Consider the following 23,686-nt stretch of genomic DNA (forward strand, 5'->3'; position numbering starts at 1 on the left):
AGGAACCACCATGAGCGACCCCGGCATCAGCCCCGTCGACGACTTCGAGTCCCAGCAGCGTCGCGACGACGACATCGACCGTGAGCACGTCGGCCCGTACGAGGTGGACGAGGCCGAGGAGTCCCTCGAGACGGTGACGAACGACGCGGTCGCCGGCGAGACGGTCGAGCCGCAGCCCGGTGACGGATCCGACGACGGTCCGACCGGTGGCTCCCCGCGCGAGGGTTCGCCCGACCTGTGGGAGCACGAGAACGAGCAGGACGAGGACCGCGCCGACCTCGGCAACGACCTCGGCACGAAGCCGCTCTGAGCCCAGGCTCCCCCGGAACACGGCTCGGTAGCATCGGGCCGTGTTCCGACGAGTCCGTGCCAGCGTCCGCAGCATGCCCTCGGCAGCGCGGCTGCTGGCCGTCGCGGCGATGCTCCTGGTCGCGGCCGCGGCACACCTCGCCGCCCGCTCGGAGCCCGGTGGCCGCTGGGTCCCGCTCCTGGTCGTCGGCGTCGTCGCTGCGGTCGTCACCGGATCACCGACCCGCCTCTGGCCGCTCCCCGCGATCTGGCTCGTCGCGACGCTCCTCGCCTTGACCGGTGACGCACCGGTCGACGCCTCGTCCGCACTGGTCGCCCTGGTCGTCGGCGCAGTCGCGCTCCTGGCGGCGATCGCCGTGGACCTGCGGCCCGTCCTGCGGGCGCGACGCCGACGCGGTGCCGAGTGACCACCCCACGGCCTGGAGGCGCGACACACGACCCGCACCGTGCCTCCCGTCCGCCTGCTGGGCGCGTCGACGACCGTGACCTGCGTCGGTTCCTCGCCGACAGCACCCCCGTGGCCGCGGGCGGCCGCGCCATCCTGCTGCAGATCGCCGACCCCGTCGTCGCGGCCGGTGTCCGACGGCACTCGGACTTCGCCCGGCGCCCCCAGCAGCGGCTCGCCCACACCCTGATGTTCGTCTACGCCGTCGTCATCGGCACGGAGACCGACTCGGCGACCGCGGCCGGCTTCGTCAACCGTGCGCACCGGCCCGTCGCCGGCGCCGACGACGTCGATCGGCAACTCTGGGTGGCCGCGACCCTGTTCGACTCCGCCCGGCGGGCGCACGACCTGTTCGGCACACGCGTCTCCGCGGCCCGCGCCGAGCAGGTCCTCGCCGCCTACGCCCCGATCGCGACCGCGCTGCGGGTGCCGCCGGAGCGTTGGCCGACCTCGGTGGCGGCGTTCGACCGGTACTGGCAGCGGACACTGGAGGGGCTCGAGGTCACCGACGACGCCCGCGGGGTCGTCCGCGACCTGCTGCACCCGCGGTTCGCGCCGCTGTGGGTGCGGGCGGCGATGCCCCTCGTCCGCATCGTGACCGTGGGGATGCTGCCGAAACGGGTGCGCACGGCGTACGGCTTCGCCTGGGGGCCGCGGGAGGAACGGCGTTTCCGGCGCACCGTGCGGGTGGTGGCCGGGGTGCGGGCGCTGGTGCCGGGGGCGCTGCTGCGACTGCCGGGGCCGTTGCTGCTGCGGGCGATGCGGCGGACCGCGGGGCGGTACGCGACGGCCGGGGCTGGTGCTGGTGCTGGTGCTGGTGCTGGTGCTGGTCAGCCTGCGAGTACCCGCACGGCGTAGTCCCCCACCATCACGACGTCACCGGGCCGGGCGATGACCTGTGCGCCGCCCACGCTGGGTTCCTGCGCACCGGATGCGCGGACGACCACCGTGCCGTTCGACGACCCGAGGTCCTCGACCACCAGGCCGCCGTCCCCCGTCGGCCGCATCGCGGCGTGCTCGCGCGACACCGATTTCCCCGGGTCGTCGAGCAGCACGGCTCGTCGTCCCGGCGCGGTCGGGACGCGTCGCCCCACGACGACCGGCTGGTCGAGCGGCACGACGGTGCCCGGCGCGACCTCGAGCACGAGTCGCGGCACGATGCCGATCGTCGGCAGCGGCTGCTCCGTCCGGACGACCGCGTCCGGCTCGTCGTCCGACACCGGAGCCGAGGGCAGCACCCAGGCGCGGGACAGGTACCCGGCCTGCCGGTCGCGCTCGACGTCGGCACGCGTGACCGCCGGGCGCTTCGGAGTGTCGTCGTCCTTCCGGCGTCGAGCCACCGTGTACCCCTCGTTCTGGTGATTGTTCAGAAGTGGTGCGAGATGCAACGCGATCAAGTATGGTCGAACCGCGCCGGGGGTCGCCCGGTACTTCACATACGCATCGGGAGGGCATGCGCCATGGCCAATGTCAACGTCACCTACGACGATCTTCGCAACCAGGCTTCGCAGCTTCGCAACGGCCAGAAGGCCATCGAGGACCAGCTGAGCCAGCTCAAGAGCCAGATCGACAACCTCGTCTCGTCGGGGTACGTCACCGACAAGTCCTCGAAGGCCTTCGACTCGACGTACTCGGAGTTCAACTCCGGCGCGACGCAGACGATCCAGGCCATCGACGGCATGGCCGGGTTCCTCGAGAGCGCGGCGAACACCCTCGAGTCGACCGACGAGCAGCTCGCGTCCAGCATCGGCTGAGACCGACTCGGAACGGTGGTGGCCGGCGTCTTCGGGCGTCGGCCACCGCTCTCAGCATGACCACGTGGCACCGGGGGAAGAGGAAGACATTGGCAGGCGGAACTCTGCGCTACCAGGGCGCGAAGATGCAGTCGCTCTGGAGCGACCTCAACGCGGTGAAGAACGAGTTCGACCACGCGGACCAGCACTCGGGTGACGCGGCGGACGCCGTTGGGCATGCCGCGCTCGCAAGCCGCATCCGGTCGTTCTCCTCGGGGTGGGACAGTCACCGACGCGAACTCAGCGACTCCATCGAGAAGCTCGCGAAGCTCGCCCTGAACGTCGATGGCGCCTTCGACGACACCGAATCGGAACTCGTCAAGTCGATTGCGAGCGAGAAGTGAGCGCGCTCGTGGGGGGCCCTACGGGCGATCCGGTTGCCGTTCAGGACATGGCGCAGCGCTACCACCAGATCGCAACCGCGATCAGCGACGCGGCCAGCACCCTCAAGCGACTGGACGGCTCGGATTCGGAGAGCAAAGCGGTCACCGCTTTCCTGAAGAAGGCAGGCGACCTCGCCGACAAGCTCGGGCGCGCCGAAGGCCGCTACTCAGGCACCGGGGATGCACTGTCCGAGTACGCGACGGCACTCACTTCGGCGCTCGACGAGGCATCCAGTGCCACTCGACTGCACGATCAAAGCGAATCCGAAGTGCAGTCCTCCAGCCGCTCCCAGGACCGCTACCAGGACCTCGCGAACAGCGCCACCGATCCGGATCAGCAGACGGAGTACCAGACGCTCGCGGACACGCAGCGGTCGCGGGCCGACGGGGCCCGCGCGGACGCGACCCGAGCTGCGAGCACCTTGCGTGCCGCCGTGGAAGGGCTCGATGCTGCCGCGCAGCGGGCCATTGCAAGAATCGACGACAGCGTCGACGACGGCCTGAACGACAGCGGCTGGGACGACTTCAAGCAGTGGATGAAGGACAACGACGAGTGGATCTCGGTCGTCGTCAAGATCGCGCAGTTCGCCGGAACCGTGCTCGCGATCGCGGCGCTCCTGTTCCCGTTGACATCTTGGCTCGGCGCGCTGGCGCTCGGAGTGATGATCTTCGGCACCGCGGCTGACGTGACGAAGGCCGCCGCCGGAACCGGGTCCTGGGGAGATGTGGCGCTTGACGCCTTCGGTCTCGTGACCTTCGGCGCAGGCAAGCTCGCCGTTTCCAGCGGACGAGTAGCCGTCAACGCCGTTGCACAATCGCGAGTGCAATCGATCGTCGCGGACGGGATGAGCGAAACAGCCGCCTTCACCCGGGTGTCACGGAGCTACACGCGTATCGCTCGGGAAGGCATTTACAACAAGTACCGATTCCTTGCCGCCGGTGACGAAGAGCTTGCCCACATGGTGCAGTGGATCCGTCGCTCACAGGTGGGCGCGGTCGGTCAGAGTCCGGAGGCGGTTGCCCGACTGAACACGGTGCTCACCACCGGGATCGGTCTCGGTTGGACAGGTGTGGCTGCTGACGGCTTCGGCTGGGCGAAGGACTACATCCCGGCCTGGCAGAAGGTCGATCGTTGGGCGACGATGCCAATCGGCTCGCGCTGGTGAATAGCGAACGTCGCGACATGGGGATACCTGCTTCGTATGCTCTGGCTCTGCCCGCAGGCTGGATCCATCTTTCCGCTGGGACCCCCGACGAGATGTTGCGTCAGGCGGATCGCTCCTTTGCTTCCCGCCCCGGGGACAACTGGAGGGCAGAAGTCGGAAGCCTCTTCGAGGCCGCCTACGCACCAGACACCTCTCATAGCGTGCTCGACACCTTCATGACATCGGGGCCAGTGCCCGGTACGTCCATCGCGGCATCGATAACGGTCGCTCGTGCAGCACTTGCCGAAGCAGTGAACCATTCGGCCGAGGACGTCTTGCTCGCTCGAAGCCTCGGAGCAGGTGCCGAAGTCCTCTCAGTTGCAGGATCCGTGGCTGTCCTGACCCCCCTTGATCAGCCGCCAGCCCTGCCGCGCGGGTCCGCTCGCGTGTTGAGCTCCACCTCAGTCCTCCTCGCCGTTCCACAGCGGGATGACTTCCTCCTGGCGCTCGTGTTCACCGTGCTGACTGATCAGGCACCGACCGGGCCAGACCTGCACGCAGCGGAAACTCGCGTCAACTCCTCACTTGTGGAACTCTTCCGAGCGTTACTCACGACCTTCCGGTGGATCGACGATGGGGGTGCGGTCATGCAAGCATCTCCAGGTGAGCACGATGATTGAACCGTCCGCCCTCTCAGTCACGGTCGATCTGCTCGAACCGGGCTGGTTGTTCGCCGAACGTGAAGACAATTTACTAACTGCCGAGCGGGTCCAGGCCTGGGCGAGCGAACTCCCCGAGGATCTCCACGGCGACGAGGTGCTCGCGTCATGGCTCGTGCAGACGCTGCAGACGCTTGCGGATTCACTCCTCGAAGATGAGATCGTGGCCGTTCACCTCCCTGATGCTCTCGAACCGCCGACGATCGTTCGGATCCGATTCGCCCGTGAAACGGATGATGAGACTTTCGATCTTGCGGAACTCGTTCAGGGAGAGCCCCGCGAAACTCTCGAGCCACCGATCGTCGAACCACATCGAGCAGCTTCGCTCGGCGCCGGGGTACGAGCTTTACGATTCCGCGCGCTCGGCCAAGACCGAGAACTGTTCGGGTCCCTGGCATTTGCGTTCCGACAGCGGGACATGGTCGTCACGGTGGTCGGCGACAATCCGAACTTCGATGTGCTCGTGCGCCGCACCGACGCAATGGTCCGTTTGATCGATGCCATCACCATCACTCAACAAGTCGAGTCAGGACACCGTTGATGAACCTCGACGTACCCGGAGCAGAAGAGGACTGGATCGTCGTTCCGAACGACTTCCAGAACGCTTCTGACCGGAAGATCGCCAAGTGGGCTGCATCTGCTGCCCGGTCAGTCCTCCCGAAGCGGCTCTTCGGGCAGGATCCACAACAGTTCCCGATACAGGCTTCGCTCGCCGCCGCTGCTGCCATGACCAGCCCCAACGAGCGAGCCTACGTCCTCCGGGCAACTCTTCCGGACCAGTTCCTGCCGGTTCGGCTGCGGTGGGTGAGGTTGGGAAACTCCCCGCGGCAGACGCTCCTCGAGCTCGCAACGCCGGACTTGAAGCAGACCACACTCGGCACTCCATCGGAGTGGCTGTCCCCGTTGGGAACCAGTGGACTTCGCACCTCGATCACTCGCGATCACTCCGAGCACGGCTACATTGCAGCGTTCCCGCTCGACGACCTCGGTGTGCAGGTCAAGGTGGATGTCGACGGCCGCGCGTTGCTCGCCATGCAGGGGGCAGTCGCTGATCTCATCCAGCGCATTCGCCGGGTGAGCTGATGAACTCCCCTCGCCGTGGTCAGGAGCAAATCGAACAGGCAGGGGGCGACTGAATTGGAGATCGTAGCCCGGGGAGTCGACGGGGTGTGGCTGCCGGTGCCGAACGACCTCGGCGATGCCCCCGCCAAGAAGATCATGAAGTGGGCGCAACCGACGGTGCGGGACATTCTGCCGCGCAAGGTCTTCAGCCCGCATCCGAAGCAGATGTTCCTCCAGACGCTCTTCGGTTCAGTGGCACAGGCGACCCGACCGAACGAGCAGTACTTCATCCATCGGGCAGCGCTCCCGGCCGAGGTCCTCTTGGTCCGCGTCCGGTGGGAACCGGCCGAGCCGGACCTGACCGCGCATCTCCGCCGCCTCGTCGGTCCACGGGACAGCAGCGACGTCATGGTCGGCCTCGCATCACCGGCACTCATCGCTCCAGGTATCGAGGGGTGGCGCGCCGAACTCCAGCGCGGTCAGGACGTCGTCGGTCATGTCGCTGGGTTCCGGTGCGACCGCCTGTCCGTCCAACTCCGTGTCGAACTCCCGCCGGAGTGCCTCGAGCCGGTCCAGCCCGATGTCGAGCAACTCGCCCGATCCCTCAAGGCGGTCTGATCCCCGTGTATGTCGACCGTCTCACTGCACTGACCGAGCGACCGATGTCACAGCCCGCGCGATTGCGGTGGTTCTGGACGGTGGCCGCGGTCAGTTGGAGCGCTGTGGCGGCGTGGATGGCGTTCCGCGGCGACGCTCCACGGTGGCCCGCTTCCATCATCCTCGCCTTCGTCTGCGGCGCCATCGGACTCTGTTTCTTCGTCCTGCTGCTCTTCGGCGGCCGGCCAACGCGTCGGCAGTTCCTCCGAGCAGCGTGCACCATCGTCGCCGGCCACGCCCTGATCGTGCTCGCGCTCGACTTTGCCCTCATCCCCGCGCCGAGCCGCTTGGCCGTCGCCGTCGACGCGGTGCTGATAGCCCCCGGACTCGGCATAGTCTTCGCGAGCTTCGGTGTGCTCGCGGTCGTGTCCGCGGCGGCCGTGGCCCTGGGGATCGCATTCACCCTCGATCTCGTCAACAAGGCCGTCCGAGAGTTCGGCGAGAACCCGCGCAAGCGCGTCCGGACACTGTCCCTGGCTGTCGGGGTCCTGGGCATCACGCTGGCGTTCCTCAGTGTCACCATCACGCCGCACCCTCTCGCCATGCCGACGAGTATCCGCGGACGCGGTGCTGGACTTGCAGAGATCTCGTACCTGTTCCTGCAGTCGTTCGGAATCACGGAGACACGCCCTGGCTGGTTCCCGCTGACCGTCAACGTGCTGTTCGTCGTTTCACTGGTCTTGATCGCCCAGTTCGCCACCAGCCCGCTGTGGTCGCGGTTGATCCCCGAGAAGCGCACGACGTGACCCGACCCCGATTTTTCCACCGCGCCTCCAGACCGCACCCGGTGTCCACAGGAACGACCGGACCGCGCCTGCCGGACCGGGGAACCTGCGAGAATCAGGCCATGAGCGGCAGCATGACGCTGCGGGGGGCCTCGTCCGACCACCGCGCTGCGACCACGACGACCACGATCTCCGGTGCGGGGCGCCACACGTGCGCCTGACGTTCACCGCGAGCCACCTTCCGTCGAGCGCCTCCGCCGACTTCGTGGTGGAGTGCGACGAGGACACCCTGCTCGGCGAGATCGTCGAGGTCGTCGCCAAGCGGCTCGGGCAAGGGGCCACGTCGATCGTCGACGTCGCAGTCGACTCCGTCCCGACCACCCCGCACGCACGCATCGGTGACGGTGTGCTGCTCGAGGGCGCTCGGCTGACGTTCGGGGCCCCGGCTCCGGTCCTGCCCTTGCCCGGTGACCTGCCGAGCGTGCGGATCGTCGGCGGACCGGGTGCCGGCACCGTGGTGGTGCTCGATGCGGGCATCGCACACGTCGGTTCGGCGCCCGATGCGACGGTGCCCCTGCCGGACCGGAGCGCACCGGAGTACGCCGCGATCCTGCGGCTCGACCTCAACCGTCGGTTCACGATCACGCCGACCGAAGGCTCCACGGTGCTGGTGGACCGCACCGAGGTCGACGACGAGACCCCGGTCGAGCCGGGCAGCATCGTCACGATCGGCGACACCCTGCTGTCGGTCGCGGTGCCGGACGCCGACCGAGCGGCGATCACCCTGACCGCCGGTGGCGGCTCGCTCGACTACACGCGGCCGCCGCGGCTCCTGCCCGAGGACCACCCGTCCGTGTTCAAGCTGCCGGCCGTGCCGGCGCAGCAGTCACGTCGGTCCATCCCGATCATCGCGGCGCTCGCGCCGCTCGGCATGGCCGCCGTGATGATCTCGATCTTCCACAACGTCGCGTACCTCGCGTTCGGTCTGATGTCGCCGATCATCATGTTCGGCAATGCCTGGTGGGACCGCCGGAACGGCAAGAAGACCCACAAGCAGCGCGTTGCCGAGTACGAAGAGACCAAGAAGGCGGTCGAGGCGGACGCCCTGGAGGCAGTGGTCCGGTACCAGCGCGAGCTGCGGACGAGCGCACCGGACCCCGCGACCGTGCTCGACGTCGCGTTGCGGCGTCGCGCTCGCCTGTGGGAGCGCCGCCGGACCGATCCCGACTACCTGACCCTCCGCGTCGGGACCGCTGACGTCCCGTCCGGCGTCGTGCTCGAGGACCCGTCGGCGCTCGAGCACCGTCGCGCGGTCGACAAGCTGGCCGAGGACGTGCCGGTGATCGTCGACCTCGGCGTGCAGGGCGTCGTCGGCGTCGCGGGCCGAGACGAGCACACACGACACCTGACGTCGTGGTTCGTGGCGCAGCTCGCGGTGCTCCAGAGTCCGCGCGACACGCAGTTCGTCGTGCTGACGGACGCCCGGTCGGCCGATGAGTGGGCGTGGTTGCGGTGGATCCCGCAGGCCCGGCCGGGTTTCGGGCAGGACGCCGTGATCGCGATCGGCAACGACGCCGAGACGCTCGGTGCCCGTGTGGCCGAGGTCGGTCAGCTGATCGATGCGCGACAGCGGGCGATGCGTGAGTCGAACATGCGCGGGATCCCCGGTCCGGACGTCGTCGTCGTGCTCGACGGTGCCCGGCGGCTCCGAGCGCTGCCCGGTCTGATCCGCATCCTCAAGGAAGGGCCGGCGGTCGGCGTCCGGGCGATCTGCATCGAGGAAGAGGCACGGCTGCTGCCCGAGGAGTGCTCCGTCGTGGTCACCGTCGGTCCGGAACGCATCCGGGTGGCTGCGCAGCGCCAGGCGACGGTCACCGACGTGCGGCCCGACCGGATCCCGGACGGCTGGTTCGAGACGGTCGCCCGAGCAGTGGCGCCGATGGTCGACGCCGATGACGAGAGCGACGCCGGCGGACTGCCCACGTCGTCGCGGTTGCTCGACGTCATGCTGCTCGAACCACCGACGGCCCGGGCGATCACCGGGAAGTGGTCGGTGCGCCCACGCACCACCGAGGTCGTCGTGGGCGAGAGCCTCGACGGTCCGTTCGCGTTCGACCTGCGGAAGGACGGCCCCCACGGCCTCGTCGCCGGCACGACGGGTTCGGGCAAGTCCGAGCTCCTGCAGACGATCGTCGCATCGCTCGCGGCCACGAACACTCCAGAGGGCATGAACTTCGTCCTCATCGACTACAAGGGCGGCGCTGCCTTCCGCGACTTCGCACCGCTGCCACACACCGTCGGCATGGTGACCGACCTCGACACGCACCTGGTGGAGCGAGCGCTCGAGTCCCTGGGTGCCGAACTCCGTCGTCGCGAGCACCTGTTGGCCGATGCGGCAGCGAAGGACATCGAGGACTACCTCGACCGCCTCGGTCGTGGTGAACCGCTGCCGCCGATGCCGCGGCTGCTCATCGTCATCGACGAGTTCGCGAGCCTGGTGCGGGAGCTGCCCGACTTCGTGACCGGCCTGGTGAACATCGCCCAGCGCGGTCGGTCCCTCGGCATCCACCTGATCCTCGCCACGCAGCGTCCGACCGGTGTCGTCTCGAACGACATCCGCGCGAACACGAACCTGCGGATCGCGCTGCGGGTCACCGACTCGAGCGAGAGCACCGACGTGATCGACGCCGGGGACGCGGCCCAGATCCAGAAGAGCACCCCCGGCCGCGGGTACATCCGTCTGGGCGCCGGGGCCCTGCTGCCGTTCCAGTCGGGTCGCGTCGGTGGCCGTCGCCCCGGACAGTCGACCCAGCGCAAGCAGGTCTGGGCCGGTGCGGTCTCGTGGTCGGCGCTCGGTACCGCACCGCCCACACCACCGAAGTCCGAGGTGCAGCACACCGACGAGCGAACCGACCTGCAGGAGCTCGTCGGCGCCGTGACCGAGGCCGCGGCGGAGCTCGGCGGTCCGGCTCCGTACCGTCCCTGGCTCGATGCCCTGCCCGAGACGCTGCTCTTCACCGACCTCAACGACCGCGCGTGGGAACTCGACGACAGCACCGCCACCGATGCCCGGGTCGGGCCGCTGCCGTTCGCGCTGCAGGACTTCCCCGGTGAGCAGGCGCAGCGGGTGCGCAGCCTCGACCTCGACTCCGACGGGCACCTCTACGTCGTGGGTGCCCCGCGGAGCGGCCGGTCGCAGGTGCTCCGGACCCTGGCGGCAGCCATCGCCCGGAACACCTCGGCGGCCGACGTACACGTGTACGCGCTCGACTGCGGCAACGGCGCGCTGCTGCCGATCCAGGCACTCCCGCACGCCGGCGCCGTCGTCCAGCGTGTCCAGACCGAACGAGCCCAGCGGCTGCTGACCAAGCTGGCCCAGGAGCTCGCCCGTCGCCAGCAGGTGCTGGCTGACGGCGGTTTCGCCAGCATCGTCGAGCAGCGTGCCGCGGCCGTCGTGCCGGCGGAACGTCTGCCGCACATCGTCTTCATGCTCGACCGCTGGGAGGGCTTCGTCGGCTCACTCGGCGAGCTCGACCACGGCGCTCCGACCGACCAGGTGATGACGTTGCTCCGCGAAGGTGCCAGCGTCGGCATCCACCTGGTCGTCACCGGAGACCGACAGCTGCTCTCGAGTCGGATGGCCACCCTGGTGGAGGACAAGCTCGTCCTCCGGCTGTCGGACCGGGGCGACTACGGGCTGGCGTCACTCAACCCGCGGAAGCTCCCCGAGCAGGTCCCCGACGGACGCGCGTTCGCCTCCGAGTCCGCGACGGAGACACAGATCGCGCTGCTCGCCGCAGCCGGCACCGGGCAGTCGCAGGCCGCCGCCATCACGGCCCTCGCCACCTTCGCGACGGAACGCGATCGGGCCGTCGAACGCAGCCGACGTCCCTTCCGCGTCGACCAGCTGTCCGGCCCGGTGCCGTTCGAGCGCGCGTGGGAGATGCGCGACGACGACGCCGGCCTGTTCGGTCTGGTCGGCATCGGCGGCGACGACCTCACCGCCATCGGGCCTGACCTGGCCGCGGCCGGTTCGTTCGTCGTCGGTGGACCCGCGAAGTCCGGACGCAGCGCCGTCCTGCTCTCGATGACCCGTTCGGTCCTGCGCGAGGGTGGCGAGGTCGTGCTCGTGACCCCGCGGCAGTCCCCGCTCCGTGCGCTGGCCGCGGAACCGGGTGTCCTGGCGGCGCACGAGGGTGCCGATCTGACCGAGGACGACCTCGCACCCCTGTTCGACGGGCAGCCCGGTCGACGCGTCCTGGTGATCGACGACGCCGAGCTCGTCAAGGACGCCCCGGCGAAGAGCTGGCTGCAGGGGTTCGTCAAGCGTGCGGCCGACAACGGTCAGGCGATCGTCGCAGCCGGACTGACCGCCGAGTTCGGTGTCGGGTTCACCGGCTGGCAGGTCGACATGAAGCGCAACCGTTCGGGAGCGCTGCTGAGCCCCCAGGCGATCACCGAGGGCGACCTGCTCGGCATGCGCCTGCCGCGGAGCAGCATCGTCGAGCGCGTCCAGGTCGGTTCCGCGATCGTGCACCTCGGCAACGGTGAGCTCGTGTCGGTGCAGGTCCCGACGCCGTGACACGTGGACACGGCAAGCGGCGATGACGACGTACGACCGGATCGCGTACCGGAACGGCACCAGCGCCCCGGCGACCGTCACGGTGGAGATGGACCTGACGAACCCCGACCACCAGGTGCACTCCACCGTGACGGTGTCGCTGCTGGGCGTCGAACACTCGGCCACGGCCGACGACGCCTTCGAGGCGCTGAGCCTGGTGCGCGCGGCACTCGACCGAGACTGCTGGCTCCTGGGCGTGCAGGGGGCTCGCGTCGACGTGTGGCCGAGCGGGATGGCACGCCAGCAGGGTGGTGGCCTGCGTGCGTACCGACACCGCCGCGGTCGTCGTCCACGCCTCGACGACCTGGTCGACGTGTTCGCCCCGGCCGACGAACGCCTCGGCACGGTGGAGGCACAGCGGGCGTTCGTCGGAGTGAAGCCGCTGGTCGCGCGACCAGATGCCGTCGACGACACCGAGACGATCGCCACCTCGACGACGCTTGCTCCGACCCGCTCCATCGACGGACGGCCTTCCCTGATCGATCGCCTCCTCGGTCGCGCGCAGCCGGCCTCGTGGTCGGCACCGCAACGGTGGACCGCCGTGCGGGCGACGCTCGGTGACGCCCTGACTCCGGCCGAGTGGGGGGAAGCGGAAGTGCTCGCCGGCACGGTACTGGCCGGCAGGTACCAGCCGAGCACGCACCGGATCACCCGAGCGGTGGGGTGGGACGACGAGGACACCCGCTGGGCCGACCTCGTCGACGTCGCGGTCGAACCGAACGGCACGATCGGCATCCGGGTGTTCCGTCGGCGGTACGTCGAGCGTCCCGGAGCGCCGTTCGAGGTGGTGCACGACACCCGCGTGGCCGACCTGCCACCGACGGAGTTCCGCCCGAGCGGACTCGAGACGTCCACGCGCCAGGACCAGGTGAGCGCACTCTGGCAGCACCTCCGTCGGCTCGCGCTGATCCCAGACGAGGCGCTGTCCGTCATGTTCTGGCCGGATCACGGACGTGTCCCGACCGGCAGCGACGACGACCAGGGTCGAACCGTCACGTTCTCGGGCCTGGTGGACGGATCCGTCTGGACCGTCCTCGTCAGTGCGGTCGGACATCTCCGCATCACCCGGACGCTGCCGTCGGCGGCCTCCTGACCAGGCCGAGGTCGACGCAGGCGGACGGCCTCTTCTCGAACACCGAGCCGCTGCGAGCGGTTGGGTGGGTACATGTCCTCTGCCCCGCTCTCCGGTGACGACTCCCTGCACCTGCCCGAGTTCGACAGCCCGCCAGCTTCTCCGCTCGACCTCGCTCGCGACTGGCTGTCCGCGGCGAAGGACCGACAGGTCTCCGAGCCGTTGTCGATGACCCTCGCCACGGCCGGGGCCGACGGCCGTGTGTCCGCTCGCACCGTCGACGTGAAGCGCATCGAGGCGGACGGACTGGTCTTCGGCACGTCGGAGGACAGTCCGAAGGGGCGGCAGCTCGCCGAGAACCCGCACGCAGCCCTGCAGGCGTACTGGCGCGAGACGATGCAGCAGCTCCGGTTCGAGGGCCATGTCGTCCGGCTGTCGGACGCCGAGTCCGACGCCCTGTTCGCGGACCGCTCCCCGAAGTCACGCGCGGCGACGGCCATCGCGGACCAGTCGGCCGTGCTCGAGCCGCGGACGCTGCAGGACCTGATCGACGACGCGAACGACCTGCTCGACGACTCCGGCGACGACGTCCCCCGGCCTGCACGGTGGGTTGCCTGGCGTCTCGAGCCCGACATCGTGGAGTTCTGGCACGGCAGCCGCGACCGGATGCACCGACGACTGCAGTACGCACTCGCCGAGGGCACCTGGACGGCCACCCGCCTGCAGCCGTAGTCGGTACGGCTCCGGTTCGTGAGAGCCGCCGCCCCTCTACCGCCCGATCGGGTTCACCATCGCCCCCGCCCGGATGAGCGACGCCGACTGGTCCGCCAGGTCCACCATCGACAGGGTGTTCCGCAGCTGCAACCGGTTCAGGCACGAGTGCTCGAACGTCGGCACCCGCAGGTCCAGGGGACGACGGCGGTGCGGGTGCGCGGCGGCGTGGGCGTCGATGCACTCCCCCACGACCTGCCAGAAGCGGGACTCCGGCAGCACCGCGTCGTCGTCGAGGATCGCGGCGACGAACCGGAGCACCCCGTCGAACACGTCGGTGAAGACCGCGAGCGCGGCCTCGTCGTCGGACACCGGGTGCACGATCCGGTCGATGTCGGCGGGGACCGGGCGGTCGTCGTGCCGACCGAGCACCGCGGCCTCCTCGCCGATGTCCTTCATCACGGCACGGACCACGACGCCGTCGCGCACGACGAGCACCAGGTTCTCGCCGTGCGGCATGAAGACCAGGTCGTGCACGGTCAGGCAGTGCACGACGGGCAGCAGGTAGGCGTCGAGCCAGCGCCGGACCCAGACGTCGGCGGGCAGACCGGAGGCCTCGATCAGCGCCGAGACCACGGCGTTCCCCGCGGCGTCCCGGTGCAGCAGCGCCGCCATCGTCAGCAGCCGCTCGCCGTCCGTCACCCGTGGCAGCGGGCTCTCCCGCCACAGGGCCGCGAGCATCTTGCGCTGCGGCGAGGACACGTCGACCCGGTGGTAGGCGTCCCCCGTGTAGCCGATGGCAGCGTGCTCCCGGAGCACCGAGAACCCGGCGGCGGCGAGCGTGGGGTCGGCGGAGACGATCGACTCGACCCAGTCGTTCACGGCCGGGGTGTTCCGCATGTACGCGGGCGACATGCCCCGCAGGAACCCCATGTTCTGCACGGCGAGCGCGGTCTTCACGTACGAGCGTGCCGGCTCGGTGCGGTTGAACGCGGTGCGGATGGACTGCTGCGGCTGGTACTCGTCGGGTCCCTCGCCCAGGTCGACCAGGTCCTGTCGGCCCAGGTCGGGCGCGAAGGTCACGGCGATCCGGTGCTGCCACTGCCACGGGTGCACGGGCAGCCACACGTAGTCGTCGGGGTCGAGCCCGCGACGCTCCAGCGTCGCACGGAACCCGGCCACGACAGTCGGTGACAGCTCTGCCTCCCAGTGCGCCTGCTCGGTCCGGTCGGCGGCGAGCGCCAGGTGCGTGTGCTCGCGTCGGGCAGCGAGCCACCGGTACCGGAACCGGCCGCCGGACTCCGGCGCGAACGCCCGGTACTCGTCGAGCCCGAACCCGATCCGGCCGTTGGCGGCGACGAACGCCGGGTGCCCCTCGGTCATCGCCGCCTCGACGTCCTGGAACGACGCGACGACGTCCTCGACGTCCTCGACGGACCCGGCCGAACCGGCCGCACCGGCCGATCCGGCAGAACCGGCCGACCCGGCCCCGCCTCGCCCCCGTGCCAACTGCCCGGCCGACGATCCGCCCCGCCGGTGCTTCGCCGAGGCACTCGCCAGCGTCGACGCGATCTCCTCCAGGTACGTGCCGAGCAACTCGTCGGGGATCCCGAGCACCGCTCGCAGCTCGAGCACGAGCTCCTGCGCGCTGAGCGGCACCGGCGCCCCCGCACGGGTCCGCGTCAGCGAGGCCTCGTCCATCGACCAGTGCTCGAGCACGTGCTGCCGCGCCCGGAACCGGTAGGTCGACTCCCCCGCGTCGAGCCGCCACCCGTCCCCGTCCGGCACGGGTGCGATCAGCCGTTCGTGGGCGAACTCGGCGATCGCCTTCGCGACGAGGTGCCGTTCGGCGGGTTCCAGGTGCTCGGGCCGCAGGTGTGCGGCCGGCCCGTCGTCGTCGGGGACGCCGATCCGGTCGATGTCGAGCACCGACAGCAGGGCCCGTTTGCCGTCGACGTCCACCTGCCGCAGGGCGCGGAACCCGACCTCGGCGTTCTTCGCCTGCACGGCGGTGTTCCGCACGTCGGGCTCGACGACGACCCGGCGCGCGCCGAGGGCGTCCCGGCAGTGCTCGACGACGGCACGCATCACCGCGCTGGTCAGTCCGTGGACACGACCCTCGGCGGGCACCGGCGCGACGAGCAGGTGCATGCCGACGTCGCCGGGTTCGGCCGCCCACACGTCGGTGAGCAGGACGGCGGAGGGGTCGTAGGTCTCCGCCAGGAAGCACGGTTCGCCGTTCCGGCGGCCGAGCCACGCTGCCTGCGCGGGGTCCGCGTGGACGCCGACCAGGTAGGCGCGCACGCCGTCCACGTCGAGGTCGCCCATCTCCCACCACGACGACGCGGGGTGGGCGAGCCACGACTGCACGACGGCGGCGTCGCGTTCCGGGTCCACGGGCTCGACGGTCAGGAGGCCCGGCTCGGCTCCCACAGGCGCGGTCGCCCCGTGCGCGCCGACGGTCGCAGTGCCCACCACACCAGCGCCCACCGAACCGGCGCGCGCCACACCGGTGCTGTCGACGACGGCGCTCATGCGGACACCTCCGCCCGTTCGGACGCGCGCCGGGCCGGCGCGCGCTCCGCGGCGCCGGGGTGGGCGGTGGACGGCTCCGAGGCGGGCAGGCCGAACTCCTGGAAGGCGATCCGGGCCTCCAGGCCGTACACGGGGCGACCCGTGACGGACCGGATGATCGACGCGTTCCGCCACGCACCCATGCCGAGGTCGGGCGCGGTCAGGCCGTGCGTGTGCTCCTCGGCGTTCTGTACCCAGATGCGTCCACCCAGGGTGTCGACGTGGTGGTCGCGGGCGACCGCCAGGCGACCGCGGGAGTCGCGGGCGACGAGGTGCTCGACCGGGTCGAGGAACCGCGGGATCCGCGGGGTGTACCCGGTGGCCAGCACCAGCTGCTCGACCTCGTGCTCGTACGTCTGGTCGAGCTGCTCGTGGCGGAGCGTCAGCCGGTACGTGCCGCGGTCGGCGAGCCAGGCGGCGTCGACGACGCTCGTCTCGGTCCGGAGCGTCGTCGGGACCGGGCCGCGCGCGCTGATCCGGTAGAGCTGGTCGTACAGGTCGTCGACCAGGTCCGCGCTGATGCCCTTGTACAGGCCACGCTGTTCCCGCCCCAGGCGATCGCGGACGGCTTCGGGCAGCCCGTGGAAGTGGTCCGTGTACTCCGGGCTCGTCATCTCGAGGGTGAGCTTGGTGTCCTCCATCGGGAAGAACCGGGGCGAACGTGTGATCCAGTCGAGCCGGTAGCCGTCCTGCCGGATGTCCTCGAGCAGTTCGCGGTAGACCTCGGCGGCGGACTGCCCGCTGCCGACGACGGCGATGGACCCGGCATCGCGCAGGGCGTCGCGGTTCGGCAGGAACCCGGCGGAGTGGATCGCCGGCCCGCCGATCCCGCGCAGCGGGGCGGGGACGGACGGCTCGGTGCCGATGCCCACGACGACGTGGTGTGCGCGGTACGTCTCGGGACCCTGATCGGTCTCGGCGTGCACCGTGAACGTGTCGGTGACCGGGTCGTGCTCGACGGCGGTCACCCGGCGGCCCCACCGCAGGGTGTCGAGCCGGTCGGCGGCCCAGCGGCAGTAGGCGTCGTACTCGCTGCGCAGGGGGTGGAAGTCCTCGCGGATGTAGAACGGGTACAGGCGCCCGGTCTCCTTGAGCCAGGCGAGGAACGAGAACGGCGAGGTCGGGTCGGCCATCGTCACCAGGTCGGCGAGGAACGGCACCTGGATCGTGGCGTCGTCGAGCATCATGCCGTGGTGCCAGGCGAAGCCGTCGGCGGCGTCGAGGAACACCGCGTCGAGGTCGGCGATCGGGTCGGTCAGGCAGGCGAGGCCGAGGTTGAACGGGCCGATGCCGACGCCGACGACGTCGTGCACGGTGGGGTCGGCGGCGGTGCGGTCGGCAGTGGTGGGGTCGGCGGCGGTGCGGTGGGCGGTCATCGGGTCGCTCCCTCGGTCTCGGTGGTGGCGGCGCGCACCCGGGCGGCCGTCGCGACGACGTGCTCCAGCGACGCGCGCATCTGCTCCGGGGTGGTCTCGGGGTTGAGCAGCGTGAGCTTGTTGCACGGCCGGCCGTCGATGACCGTCTTGGCGATCAGCACCCGGCCCTCGGCGAGCAGGGCCGAGCGGATCGGGGCGACCAGCGCGTCGGCGGCCTCGTCCGTCATGCCGGCGGGCTGCCAGCGGAACAGCACCGTGCTGAGCTGCGTCGGCGCGACGAGCACCAGGTCGGGGTGCTCCTCGACGATCCGGTGGGTGACCACGGCGAGGTCGATGACGGCGTCGAACGCGGCCCCGATCGCGTCGGCACCCGTCGCCCGCAGGGTGGCCCAGAGCTTCAGTGCGTCGAACCGGCGGGTGGTCTGCAGCGACTTGTCGACCTGGTTCGGCTCGGCGGCGTCCTCGGGGTTCAGGTAGTCGGCGTACCAGGCGGTGCGGCGCAGGTCCTCCGGGCGCTGCACGAGCAGGGCGCTCGACGACACCGGCTGGAAGAACGACTTGTGCAGGTCGGCGGTCACGCTCCGGGCCCGTTCGACGCCGTCGAGCAGGTGCCGGCGGGTCGGGGACACGAGCAGCCCGCAGCCGTACGCGGCGTCGACGTGCAGCCAGACTCCCTCGAGGTCACAGACGTCCGCGATCGGCTCGAGCGGGTCGATCACCCCGCGGTCGGTGGTGCCGGCGGTGGCGACGACGGCCATCGGCGTCTGCCCGGCTGCACGGGCGGCGGCGATCGCCTCCGCGAGGGCGGCGGGCACCATCCGGCCGGCGTGGTCGGTGGCGACGGCGACCACGGCCTCGAGCCCGAGCAGCCGCGCCGACTTCGCGATGCTGAAGTGGGTCTCCGCGGTCGTGAACACGGTGCCGCTGGCGCCCAGGGCCTCGCGCGCCAGCAGCAGGGCCTGCAGGTTCGACTGCGAGCCGCCCGAGGTGAAGATGCCGTCACCCGCGGCGAACCCGATCCGACCGGCGAGCCAGGCGACGACGTGCCGCTCGATCTCGGTGCCGATCCGGGACTGGTCCCAGGTGTCGACCGACGGGTTCACGGCGGCCAGGACCGACTCGGCGGCGACCGCGGGCAGCGCGACCGGGCAGTTCAGGTGCGCAAGGTACGCCGGGTCGTGGAACCAGACGGCCTCACGGACGAACAGCTCGTCGAGTTCGGCGAGCGCGCGGTCCGTCCCGAGGGGTTCGGCGTCGAGGTCGACGTCCTGCACCCGGGCCCGGAGGACCTCGGGAGCGGTGTCGGTGGTCGGACGGTCGGCGGCGGCGAAGCGGTCGGCCAGACGGTCCACCGTGGACGTCACGGCGGAGCGGTAGCGCTCGGCGGTGGCGGTGGTCAGGAGTTCGATGGGAGGTGTCACGTTAGGTAAGGCTAACCTCACAAAGCGAGATCGTGCCACCCGAACGAGGGGCGCGCCGAACGGCCGGGCGTGTCAGACGCCCGTCTGCCGGACGGCCCGGGCGCCCGCCCACCGCGCGGGTCAGGCGTCCGCCTGCGGGCGTCAGGCGTTCATGAACTCGCTCGGCTGCAGCGCCCGGCCGACGACGCGCACGTCGCCGATCGACCCGACGAACACCTGGTCGAGCTTGCCGCCGTAGCGGTAGCCACCGAGCAGCCACGGCTTGCCGATCGTGCTCAGACCGTGGTTCGGGGTGGACGGGTTGCGGACGACCGGGCACCCGTCGACGTACAGCACGGTGTGCGTCCCGTCGTTCACCACGGCCACGTGCCACCAGGCCCCGAGCGGCAACTCGTGCCCCCAGTTCGTCAGTGACCCGTCCTGGCTCGCCGGGTACACGCACCACTGCAGTTCGCGGTCCCCCGACAGGCTCAGGGTCACGGCGGGTTCGTCCGGGTCACCGTCGGCTCCGGTCGCCTTCCCCACCTGGCCGGCGCTCGAGTACTGCGACAGCAGGGCGCTGAACCCGTTCGCGCTCGGGTCGAACGTGGTCGGCAGCGCGAAGAACGCCTCGACCGTGTAGCCGTGAGGGAACCGGGTCCGGTTGAGCGGAGCCGTGTCGACGGTCTGCAGGTGGTCCCCGCCGGTCTTGCCGCCCTGCAGCGCGAGGCCGCCGGCGCCCGGCTGGTCGGGATGGTGCGCCGCCGTCCAGCGCAGCGCCCCCGCGACGGCACCGGTCCGCCGAGCGACCACCAGGTCGTTCCCCCGCCCGCTCTGGTCGCGCACCCGCGTCGTCGGCGCGAGCGCCGCCCCGTCCGGGTTGCCGTCGAACCGCCAGTACGCCAGCGTCCCCGGCACCAGCATGCGTGCCGCCGGCCGGGAGGCCCGTGGTGCGACCGGCGCGAACCCCGCGAAGCGTGCGTCGAAGTCCACCGCCATGGTGAAGCGGTCGACGTCACCGCTGAGGCTGATCTCCTGGGCCGCGAGCTCGTTCGTCTCGCCGAGCCCACCGGCGAGCAGGAACGGCGACAGTGTCTCGACGTCGATGACGTTCCGCTCGAGGTCGACGTGGTACAGCCGGATCATGGCCGCCCCGCCGTAGTAGCGGTTCTGGTAGTTGGTCAGGTGCAGGGCGACGTCGTGCCCGACGGCGTTCTTCGCCGTCGTGCGGCCCGGACCCCAGTAGTGCCCGTTGAGCGTCAGGAACACCTGGTCGTGCTTCGAGATGAAGGAGTCCCAGAGCTGCTGGCCGTAGGGGTCGAACGCCGCTCCACCGCCGGCGTCCGAGTCGACGAGGGCGTGCGTCGCGAGGATGACCGGGGCGTGCGGCCGGGCCGCGAGCACGGAGCTGGCCCAGGCGAGCCCGCTCGCGCTCGTCCGCCAGTCGAGCGCCAGGACGACCCACTCACGGCCGGCCGCGGTGAACCGGTGGGCGGTGTTGTAGCCGTCGGGGCTCGAACCGATCCAGCCCGGGGCCTTCCGGAACCGCTGCGGGCCGAACACGTCGAGGTACGGGGTGCGGCCGCGCTGGTCGTCGGTCGACGAGTCGACGTCGTGGTTGCCGGCGAGCACGCTGTAGGGCGCACCGGCACGGTCGAGCACGTCGAAGACCGCGCCGGACGCACGCATCTCAGACGCCGCACCGTTCTGCGTCAGGTCGCCGAGGTGGACGAGGAACACCGTGTTGTGCCGGGCCTGCTCGCGGACGACGTACTCGAGCGAGGCGCGCATCGGTGCCGGGTCGACCGCGGCGCCGTCGAACATGTACTGCGTGTCCGGCATCACTGCGACGGTGAAGCGTGGCGAGGTCGTGTCCGGGCGCCACCGTCCGGTGTGCCCGCGCGCCACCGCCGACTGAGCAGCCACGGCCGATCCGCCGAGCGCCGCCGGGGCGACTGCGGGTGCCGCGGACAGTGCCTCGGCGACGGCCGGGGCACTGCCGAACCCGTTCGACGCCACGAGACCGGCCGCACCGGCGAGTCCGGACCCGACCAGGAAGCCCCGGCGGGAGACCGGGATGCGCTTGCTGCGGTCTCCGGCGTGGTCGTCGGCGTCGTCGCGATCGTCAGGGCTGTTCTGCACAGCACCGCACGGTACGGACCGCGGGGGAACGCCCCGGGTCCGTTCCGTGAACTCCAGACGGGCTGCGACTGCCGGTTCGGTGTGGACCGGTGAGGGCTCCTACAGCTTCTCGATCGGGGCGATCTTGATGAGGAGCTTCTTGCGGCCCGCGGAGTCGAACGCGATCTCGGCGATGCGCTTGGCACCCTGACCCGTCACCGCGGACACCGTGCCCTCGCCGAAGTCGACGTGCTTGATGCGGTCGCCGGCGACGAGTTCCATGTCGCCGTTGTCGCGCACCTGCCCGGACACCCGGTTCGCCCACTCGGTCTTCGGGCGGGTCTTCGAGGCCGCCGCTGCGCGGTCGTACGAGCCGCCGCCCCAGCCACCACCACCGCGGTAGCCACCGCCGCCGCCGCCACCGAAGCCGCCGTCGCGCTTGGCGTTCAGGGCGCGGGGCTGCGTGCCACCACGGCTGTTCGCCATGCCCGGGGACTGCTTCCACTCGATGAGCCCCTCGGGGATCTCCTGCAGGAAGCGCGAGGGCATCGCCACGTTCACGTCGCCGAACTGGGCACGGGTCATCGCGAGGGACAGGAACAGGACCTTCTTGGCGCGGGTGATGCCCACGTAGAACAGCCGGCGCTCTTCCGACGGCCCGCCGGGTTCGTTGGCGGACATCCGGTGCGGGAGCAGGTCTTCCTCGACGCCGGTCAGGAACACCGCGTCGTACTCCAGGCCCTTCGCGGTGTGCAGCGTCATCAGCGACACCGTGCCCGAGGAGTCGTCGAGCTCGTCCGCCGCGGCGACCAGCGAGACCTCGGTCAGGAAGTCCGACAGCGTGCCCTCGGGGTTGTTCTTCTGGAACTCACGCGTCACGGCCACGAGCTCGTCGATGTTGTCGGCACGGGCGGCGTCCTGCGCGTCGGGCGACTTCCGCAGGTTGTCGAGCAGCCCGGAGCCGTCGAGCAGCTGCGTCAGGGTGTCGACCACCGGCTGCGTCGGGGCCTTCTCGGACACGGAGTCGAGCAGTGCCGCGAACTCGGTGATGGCGTTCCGCACCTTCGGCCCGAACCCGAGCTCACCCGCGTGCCGCAGGGCGTCGCGCATCGTGGTCTCGTGCTCGTCGGCGTAGCGCTGCAGCGTGGTCTCGGTGACCGAGCCGATGCCGCGCTTGGGCACGTTGAGGATGCGGCGCAGGGCCATCGGGTCGGCCGGGTTGGCGACGGTGATCAGGTACGCCATGGCGTCCTTGATCTCGGCGCGCTCGTAGAACTTCGTGCCGCCGAGCACCCGGTACGGGATCGCCGCACGGATGAAGATCTCCTCCAGCGCACGAGTCTGCGAGTTGGTCCGGTAGAACACCGCCATGTCGCGGTAGTCCATGCCGTCTTCACGCAGGCGCTGGATCTCGTCGGCGACGAACTGCGCCTCGTCGTGGCCGGTGTACCCGGTGAAGCCGACGATCTTCTCGCCGGCACCGACGTCGGTGAACAGGCTCTTCGCCTGACGGTCGAAGTTGTTCGCGATGACCGCGTTCGCCGCGTCGAGGATGTTCTGCGTCGAGCGGTAGTTCTGCTCGAGCAGGATCGTCTTGGAGTTCGGGAAGTCCCGCTCGAACTCGACGATGTTGCGGATGTCCGCCCCGCGGAACGCGTAGATCGACTGGTCGGAGTCGCCGACCACCGTCAGGGACGCGGGGGCGATCGACCCGTCGGTCTCCCGCATCCGGGCGACGTGCTGGCCGGAGTCCTCGAGCTTGTCGACCTGTTCGACCGGCACCGGGCGGGTGAGCTCACGGATCAGGGCGTACTGGGCGTGGTTCGTGTCCTGGTACTCGTCGACCAGGATGTAGCGGAAGCGGCGCTGGTACAGGGCGGCGACGTCCGGGAAGGCGCGGAACAGGAACACCGTCTGGCCGATGAGGTCGTCGAAGTCGAACGCGTTCGCCCGGCGGAGTTCGTTCGTGTAGCGCCGGAACACCTCGGTGAACATGACCTCTTGCGGGTCGTTCACGTTGATGTTGCGCGCGTAGGTGTCGATGTCCTGCAGCTCGTTCTTGAGCTTCGAGATCTTCGACGCCGCGGCGCCGACGGTCAGCCCGAGGGAGTCGGCCTCGAGCTCCTTGATGATCCGCTTCAGCAGCGCCTTGGAGTCGGCGGAGTCGTAGATCGTGAACGACTGCGGGAACCCGAACCGCTCGGCTTCGCGTCGCAGGATGCGCACGCACGCCGAGTGGAACGTGGAGATCCACATCCCCTCGGCCTCGCCACCGACCAGGGCCCGGACACGCTCGCGCATCTCGGCCGCGGCCTTGTTCGTGAACGTGATCGCCAGGATCTGCGACGGCCAGGCTTCGCGGTTGGCGAGCAGCAGCGCGATGCGGCGGGTGAGCACGCTCGTCTTGCCGGAACCGGCACCGGCCACGATCAGCAGGGACTCGCCGCGGTACTCGACGGCTTCCTTCTGCTGGGGGTTCAGGCCCGCGGTGAACGGGTCTTCGTACGCGCGGGCACCGGCGCCCGGTTCGGGCGTCGATTCGAAGGGGTCGAGCACGATCGTCATGTCCGGGA

At 70.4% G+C, this 23,686-nt stretch carries 19 protein-coding genes; 13 read left to right on the top strand and 6 right to left on the bottom strand.

The features are described from left to right. Positions 1–10 precede the first annotated feature (10 nt). The 3 genes from FFG40_RS01395 to FFG40_RS01405 are packed head-to-tail and all read left to right on the top strand — an operon-like array spanning position 11 to position 1,612. Positions 11–310: a hypothetical protein gene (locus FFG40_RS01395; RefSeq protein WP_035809242.1), complete on the top strand. Its 300-nt coding sequence runs from the start codon at positions 11–13 to the stop codon at positions 308–310. Positions 311–350: 40 nt separating this feature from the next. Continuing rightward, positions 351–716, top strand: a complete 366-nt coding sequence (locus tag FFG40_RS01400) for a hypothetical protein (RefSeq protein WP_138802011.1) — start codon at positions 351–353, stop codon at positions 714–716. Continuing rightward, positions 713–1,612 carry an oxygenase MpaB family protein gene (locus FFG40_RS01405; protein ID WP_138802012.1) on the top strand — a complete coding sequence of 300 codons (900 nt, stop codon included), beginning with the start codon at positions 713–715 and terminating at the stop codon, positions 1,610–1,612. Before FFG40_RS01400 ends, FFG40_RS01405 begins: the two co-directional genes overlap by 4 nt. Here the strand turns inward: FFG40_RS01405 and FFG40_RS01410 are convergent. Next, the gene (locus FFG40_RS01410) at positions 1,585–2,094 is read right to left on the bottom strand and encodes an FHA domain-containing protein (RefSeq protein ID WP_138802013.1); all 510 of its coding nucleotides are present in this window, start codon (positions 2,092–2,094) and stop codon (positions 1,585–1,587) included. The genes FFG40_RS01405 and FFG40_RS01410 overlap by 28 nt on opposite strands. A 120-nt stretch (positions 2,095–2,214) precedes the next feature. Here FFG40_RS01410 and FFG40_RS01415 point away from each other — a divergent pair, with 120 nt between their 5' ends. The 10 genes from FFG40_RS01415 to FFG40_RS01465 all read left to right on the top strand — a co-directional run bounded on the left by FFG40_RS01415 (position 2,215) and on the right by FFG40_RS01465 (position 13,663). Next, a complete protein-coding gene (locus FFG40_RS01415; protein WP_111089241.1) occupies positions 2,215–2,508 on the top strand; it encodes a WXG100 family type VII secretion target in 294 nt (97 codons plus the stop codon). Between the two features lie 56 nt (positions 2,509–2,564). Then, positions 2,565–2,891 (top strand): hypothetical protein, encoded by a 327-nt coding sequence (locus FFG40_RS01420; RefSeq protein ID WP_138802014.1) that lies wholly within the window; start codon positions 2,565–2,567, stop codon positions 2,889–2,891. Between the two features lie 8 nt (positions 2,892–2,899). Beyond that, on the top strand, positions 2,900–4,096 hold the full coding sequence (locus tag FFG40_RS01425) for a putative T7SS-secreted protein (RefSeq protein ID WP_395876584.1): 1,197 nt from the start codon (positions 2,900–2,902) through the stop codon (positions 4,094–4,096). Positions 4,097–4,738: 642 nt separating this feature from the next. Continuing rightward, entirely contained in the window at positions 4,739–5,335 is a 597-nt protein-coding gene (locus FFG40_RS01435) for a hypothetical protein (RefSeq protein ID WP_138802016.1), read from the top strand. Further along, complete coding sequence (locus tag FFG40_RS01440; RefSeq protein WP_138802017.1) at positions 5,335–5,877, top strand: hypothetical protein; 543 nt, start codon at positions 5,335–5,337, stop codon at positions 5,875–5,877. The genes FFG40_RS01435 and FFG40_RS01440 overlap by 1 nt, the downstream gene beginning before the upstream one ends. 54 nt (positions 5,878–5,931) lie before the next feature. Beyond that, positions 5,932–6,474, top strand: coding sequence for a hypothetical protein (locus FFG40_RS01445; RefSeq protein ID WP_138802018.1), 543 nt, complete (start codon positions 5,932–5,934; stop codon positions 6,472–6,474). A 44-nt stretch (positions 6,475–6,518) separates the two neighbouring features. Next, the gene (locus FFG40_RS01450) at positions 6,519–7,259 is read left to right on the top strand and encodes a hypothetical protein (RefSeq protein WP_138802019.1); all 741 of its coding nucleotides are present in this window, start codon (positions 6,519–6,521) and stop codon (positions 7,257–7,259) included. 190 nt (positions 7,260–7,449) lie between these two features. After that, positions 7,450–11,820 carry an FtsK/SpoIIIE domain-containing protein gene (locus FFG40_RS01455; protein WP_138802020.1) on the top strand — a complete coding sequence of 1,457 codons (4,371 nt, stop codon included), beginning with the start codon at positions 7,450–7,452 and terminating at the stop codon, positions 11,818–11,820. A 22-nt stretch (positions 11,821–11,842) separates the two neighbouring features. Next, positions 11,843–12,952, top strand: a complete 1,110-nt coding sequence (locus FFG40_RS01460; RefSeq protein ID WP_138802021.1) for a hypothetical protein — start codon at positions 11,843–11,845, stop codon at positions 12,950–12,952. Positions 12,953–13,024: 72 nt separating this feature from the next. Further along, positions 13,025–13,663 carry a pyridoxal 5'-phosphate synthase gene (locus FFG40_RS01465; protein WP_138802022.1) on the top strand — a complete coding sequence of 213 codons (639 nt, stop codon included), beginning with the start codon at positions 13,025–13,027 and terminating at the stop codon, positions 13,661–13,663. Positions 13,664–13,699: 36 nt separating this feature from the next. On the opposite strand, the gene FFG40_RS01470 is transcribed toward FFG40_RS01465, so the two are convergent. The 5 genes from FFG40_RS01470 to FFG40_RS01490 all read right to left on the bottom strand — a co-directional run bounded on the left by FFG40_RS01470 (position 13,700) and on the right by FFG40_RS01490 (position 23,678). Then, positions 13,700–16,177 (bottom strand): GNAT family N-acetyltransferase, encoded by a 2,478-nt coding sequence (locus tag FFG40_RS01470; protein ID WP_260678762.1) that lies wholly within the window; start codon positions 16,175–16,177, stop codon positions 13,700–13,702. Then, positions 16,174–17,592, bottom strand: a complete 1,419-nt coding sequence (locus FFG40_RS01475; RefSeq protein WP_138802023.1) for a lysine N(6)-hydroxylase/L-ornithine N(5)-oxygenase family protein — start codon at positions 17,590–17,592, stop codon at positions 16,174–16,176. Before FFG40_RS01475 ends, FFG40_RS01470 begins: the two co-directional genes overlap by 4 nt. Further along, entirely contained in the window at positions 17,589–19,013 is a 1,425-nt protein-coding gene (locus FFG40_RS01480) for an aminotransferase class V-fold PLP-dependent enzyme (RefSeq protein ID WP_138802024.1), read from the bottom strand. The genes FFG40_RS01475 and FFG40_RS01480 overlap by 4 nt, the downstream gene beginning before the upstream one ends. 141 nt (positions 19,014–19,154) lie before the next feature. Beyond that, positions 19,155–21,134 (bottom strand): LamG-like jellyroll fold domain-containing protein, encoded by a 1,980-nt coding sequence (locus tag FFG40_RS01485; RefSeq protein ID WP_138802025.1) that lies wholly within the window; start codon positions 21,132–21,134, stop codon positions 19,155–19,157. Positions 21,135–21,233: 99 nt separating this feature from the next. Beyond that, positions 21,234–23,678: an ATP-dependent helicase gene (locus FFG40_RS01490; protein ID WP_138802026.1), complete on the bottom strand. Its 2,445-nt coding sequence runs from the start codon at positions 23,676–23,678 to the stop codon at positions 21,234–21,236. Between the last annotated feature and the right edge of the window lie 8 nt (positions 23,679–23,686).

Source organism: Curtobacterium sp. KBS0715, assembly GCF_005938005.2.
Classification (GTDB): domain Bacteria; phylum Actinomycetota; class Actinomycetes; order Actinomycetales; family Microbacteriaceae; genus Curtobacterium; species Curtobacterium flaccumfaciens.

Excerpts from the sequence above, each read along its gene's own strand:
- FFG40_RS01450 (WP_138802019.1), top strand. The coding sequence starts at position 6,519 with ATGTCACAGCCCGCGCGATTGCGGTGGTTCTGGACGGTGGCCGCGGTC.
- FFG40_RS01420 (WP_138802014.1), top strand. The coding sequence starts at position 2,565 with ATGACCACGTGGCACCGGGGGAAGAGGAAGACATTGGCAGGCGGAACT.
- FFG40_RS01490 (WP_138802026.1), bottom strand. The coding sequence starts at position 23,678 with ATGACGATCGTGCTCGACCCCTTCGAATCGACGCCCGAACCGGGCGCC.
- FFG40_RS01395 (WP_035809242.1), top strand. The coding sequence starts at position 11 with ATGAGCGACCCCGGCATCAGCCCCGTCGACGACTTCGAGTCCCAGCAG.
- FFG40_RS01440 (WP_138802017.1), top strand. The coding sequence starts at position 5,335 with ATGAACCTCGACGTACCCGGAGCAGAAGAGGACTGGATCGTCGTTCCG.
- FFG40_RS01475 (WP_138802023.1), bottom strand. The coding sequence starts at position 17,592 with ATGACCGCCCACCGCACCGCCGCCGACCCCACCACTGCCGACCGCACC.
- FFG40_RS01415 (WP_111089241.1), top strand. The coding sequence starts at position 2,215 with ATGGCCAATGTCAACGTCACCTACGACGATCTTCGCAACCAGGCTTCG.
- FFG40_RS01470 (WP_260678762.1), bottom strand. The coding sequence starts at position 16,177 with ATGAGCGCCGTCGTCGACAGCACCGGTGTGGCGCGCGCCGGTTCGGTG.
- FFG40_RS01460 (WP_138802021.1), top strand. The coding sequence starts at position 11,843 with ATGACGACGTACGACCGGATCGCGTACCGGAACGGCACCAGCGCCCCG.
- FFG40_RS01465 (WP_138802022.1), top strand. The coding sequence starts at position 13,025 with ATGTCCTCTGCCCCGCTCTCCGGTGACGACTCCCTGCACCTGCCCGAG.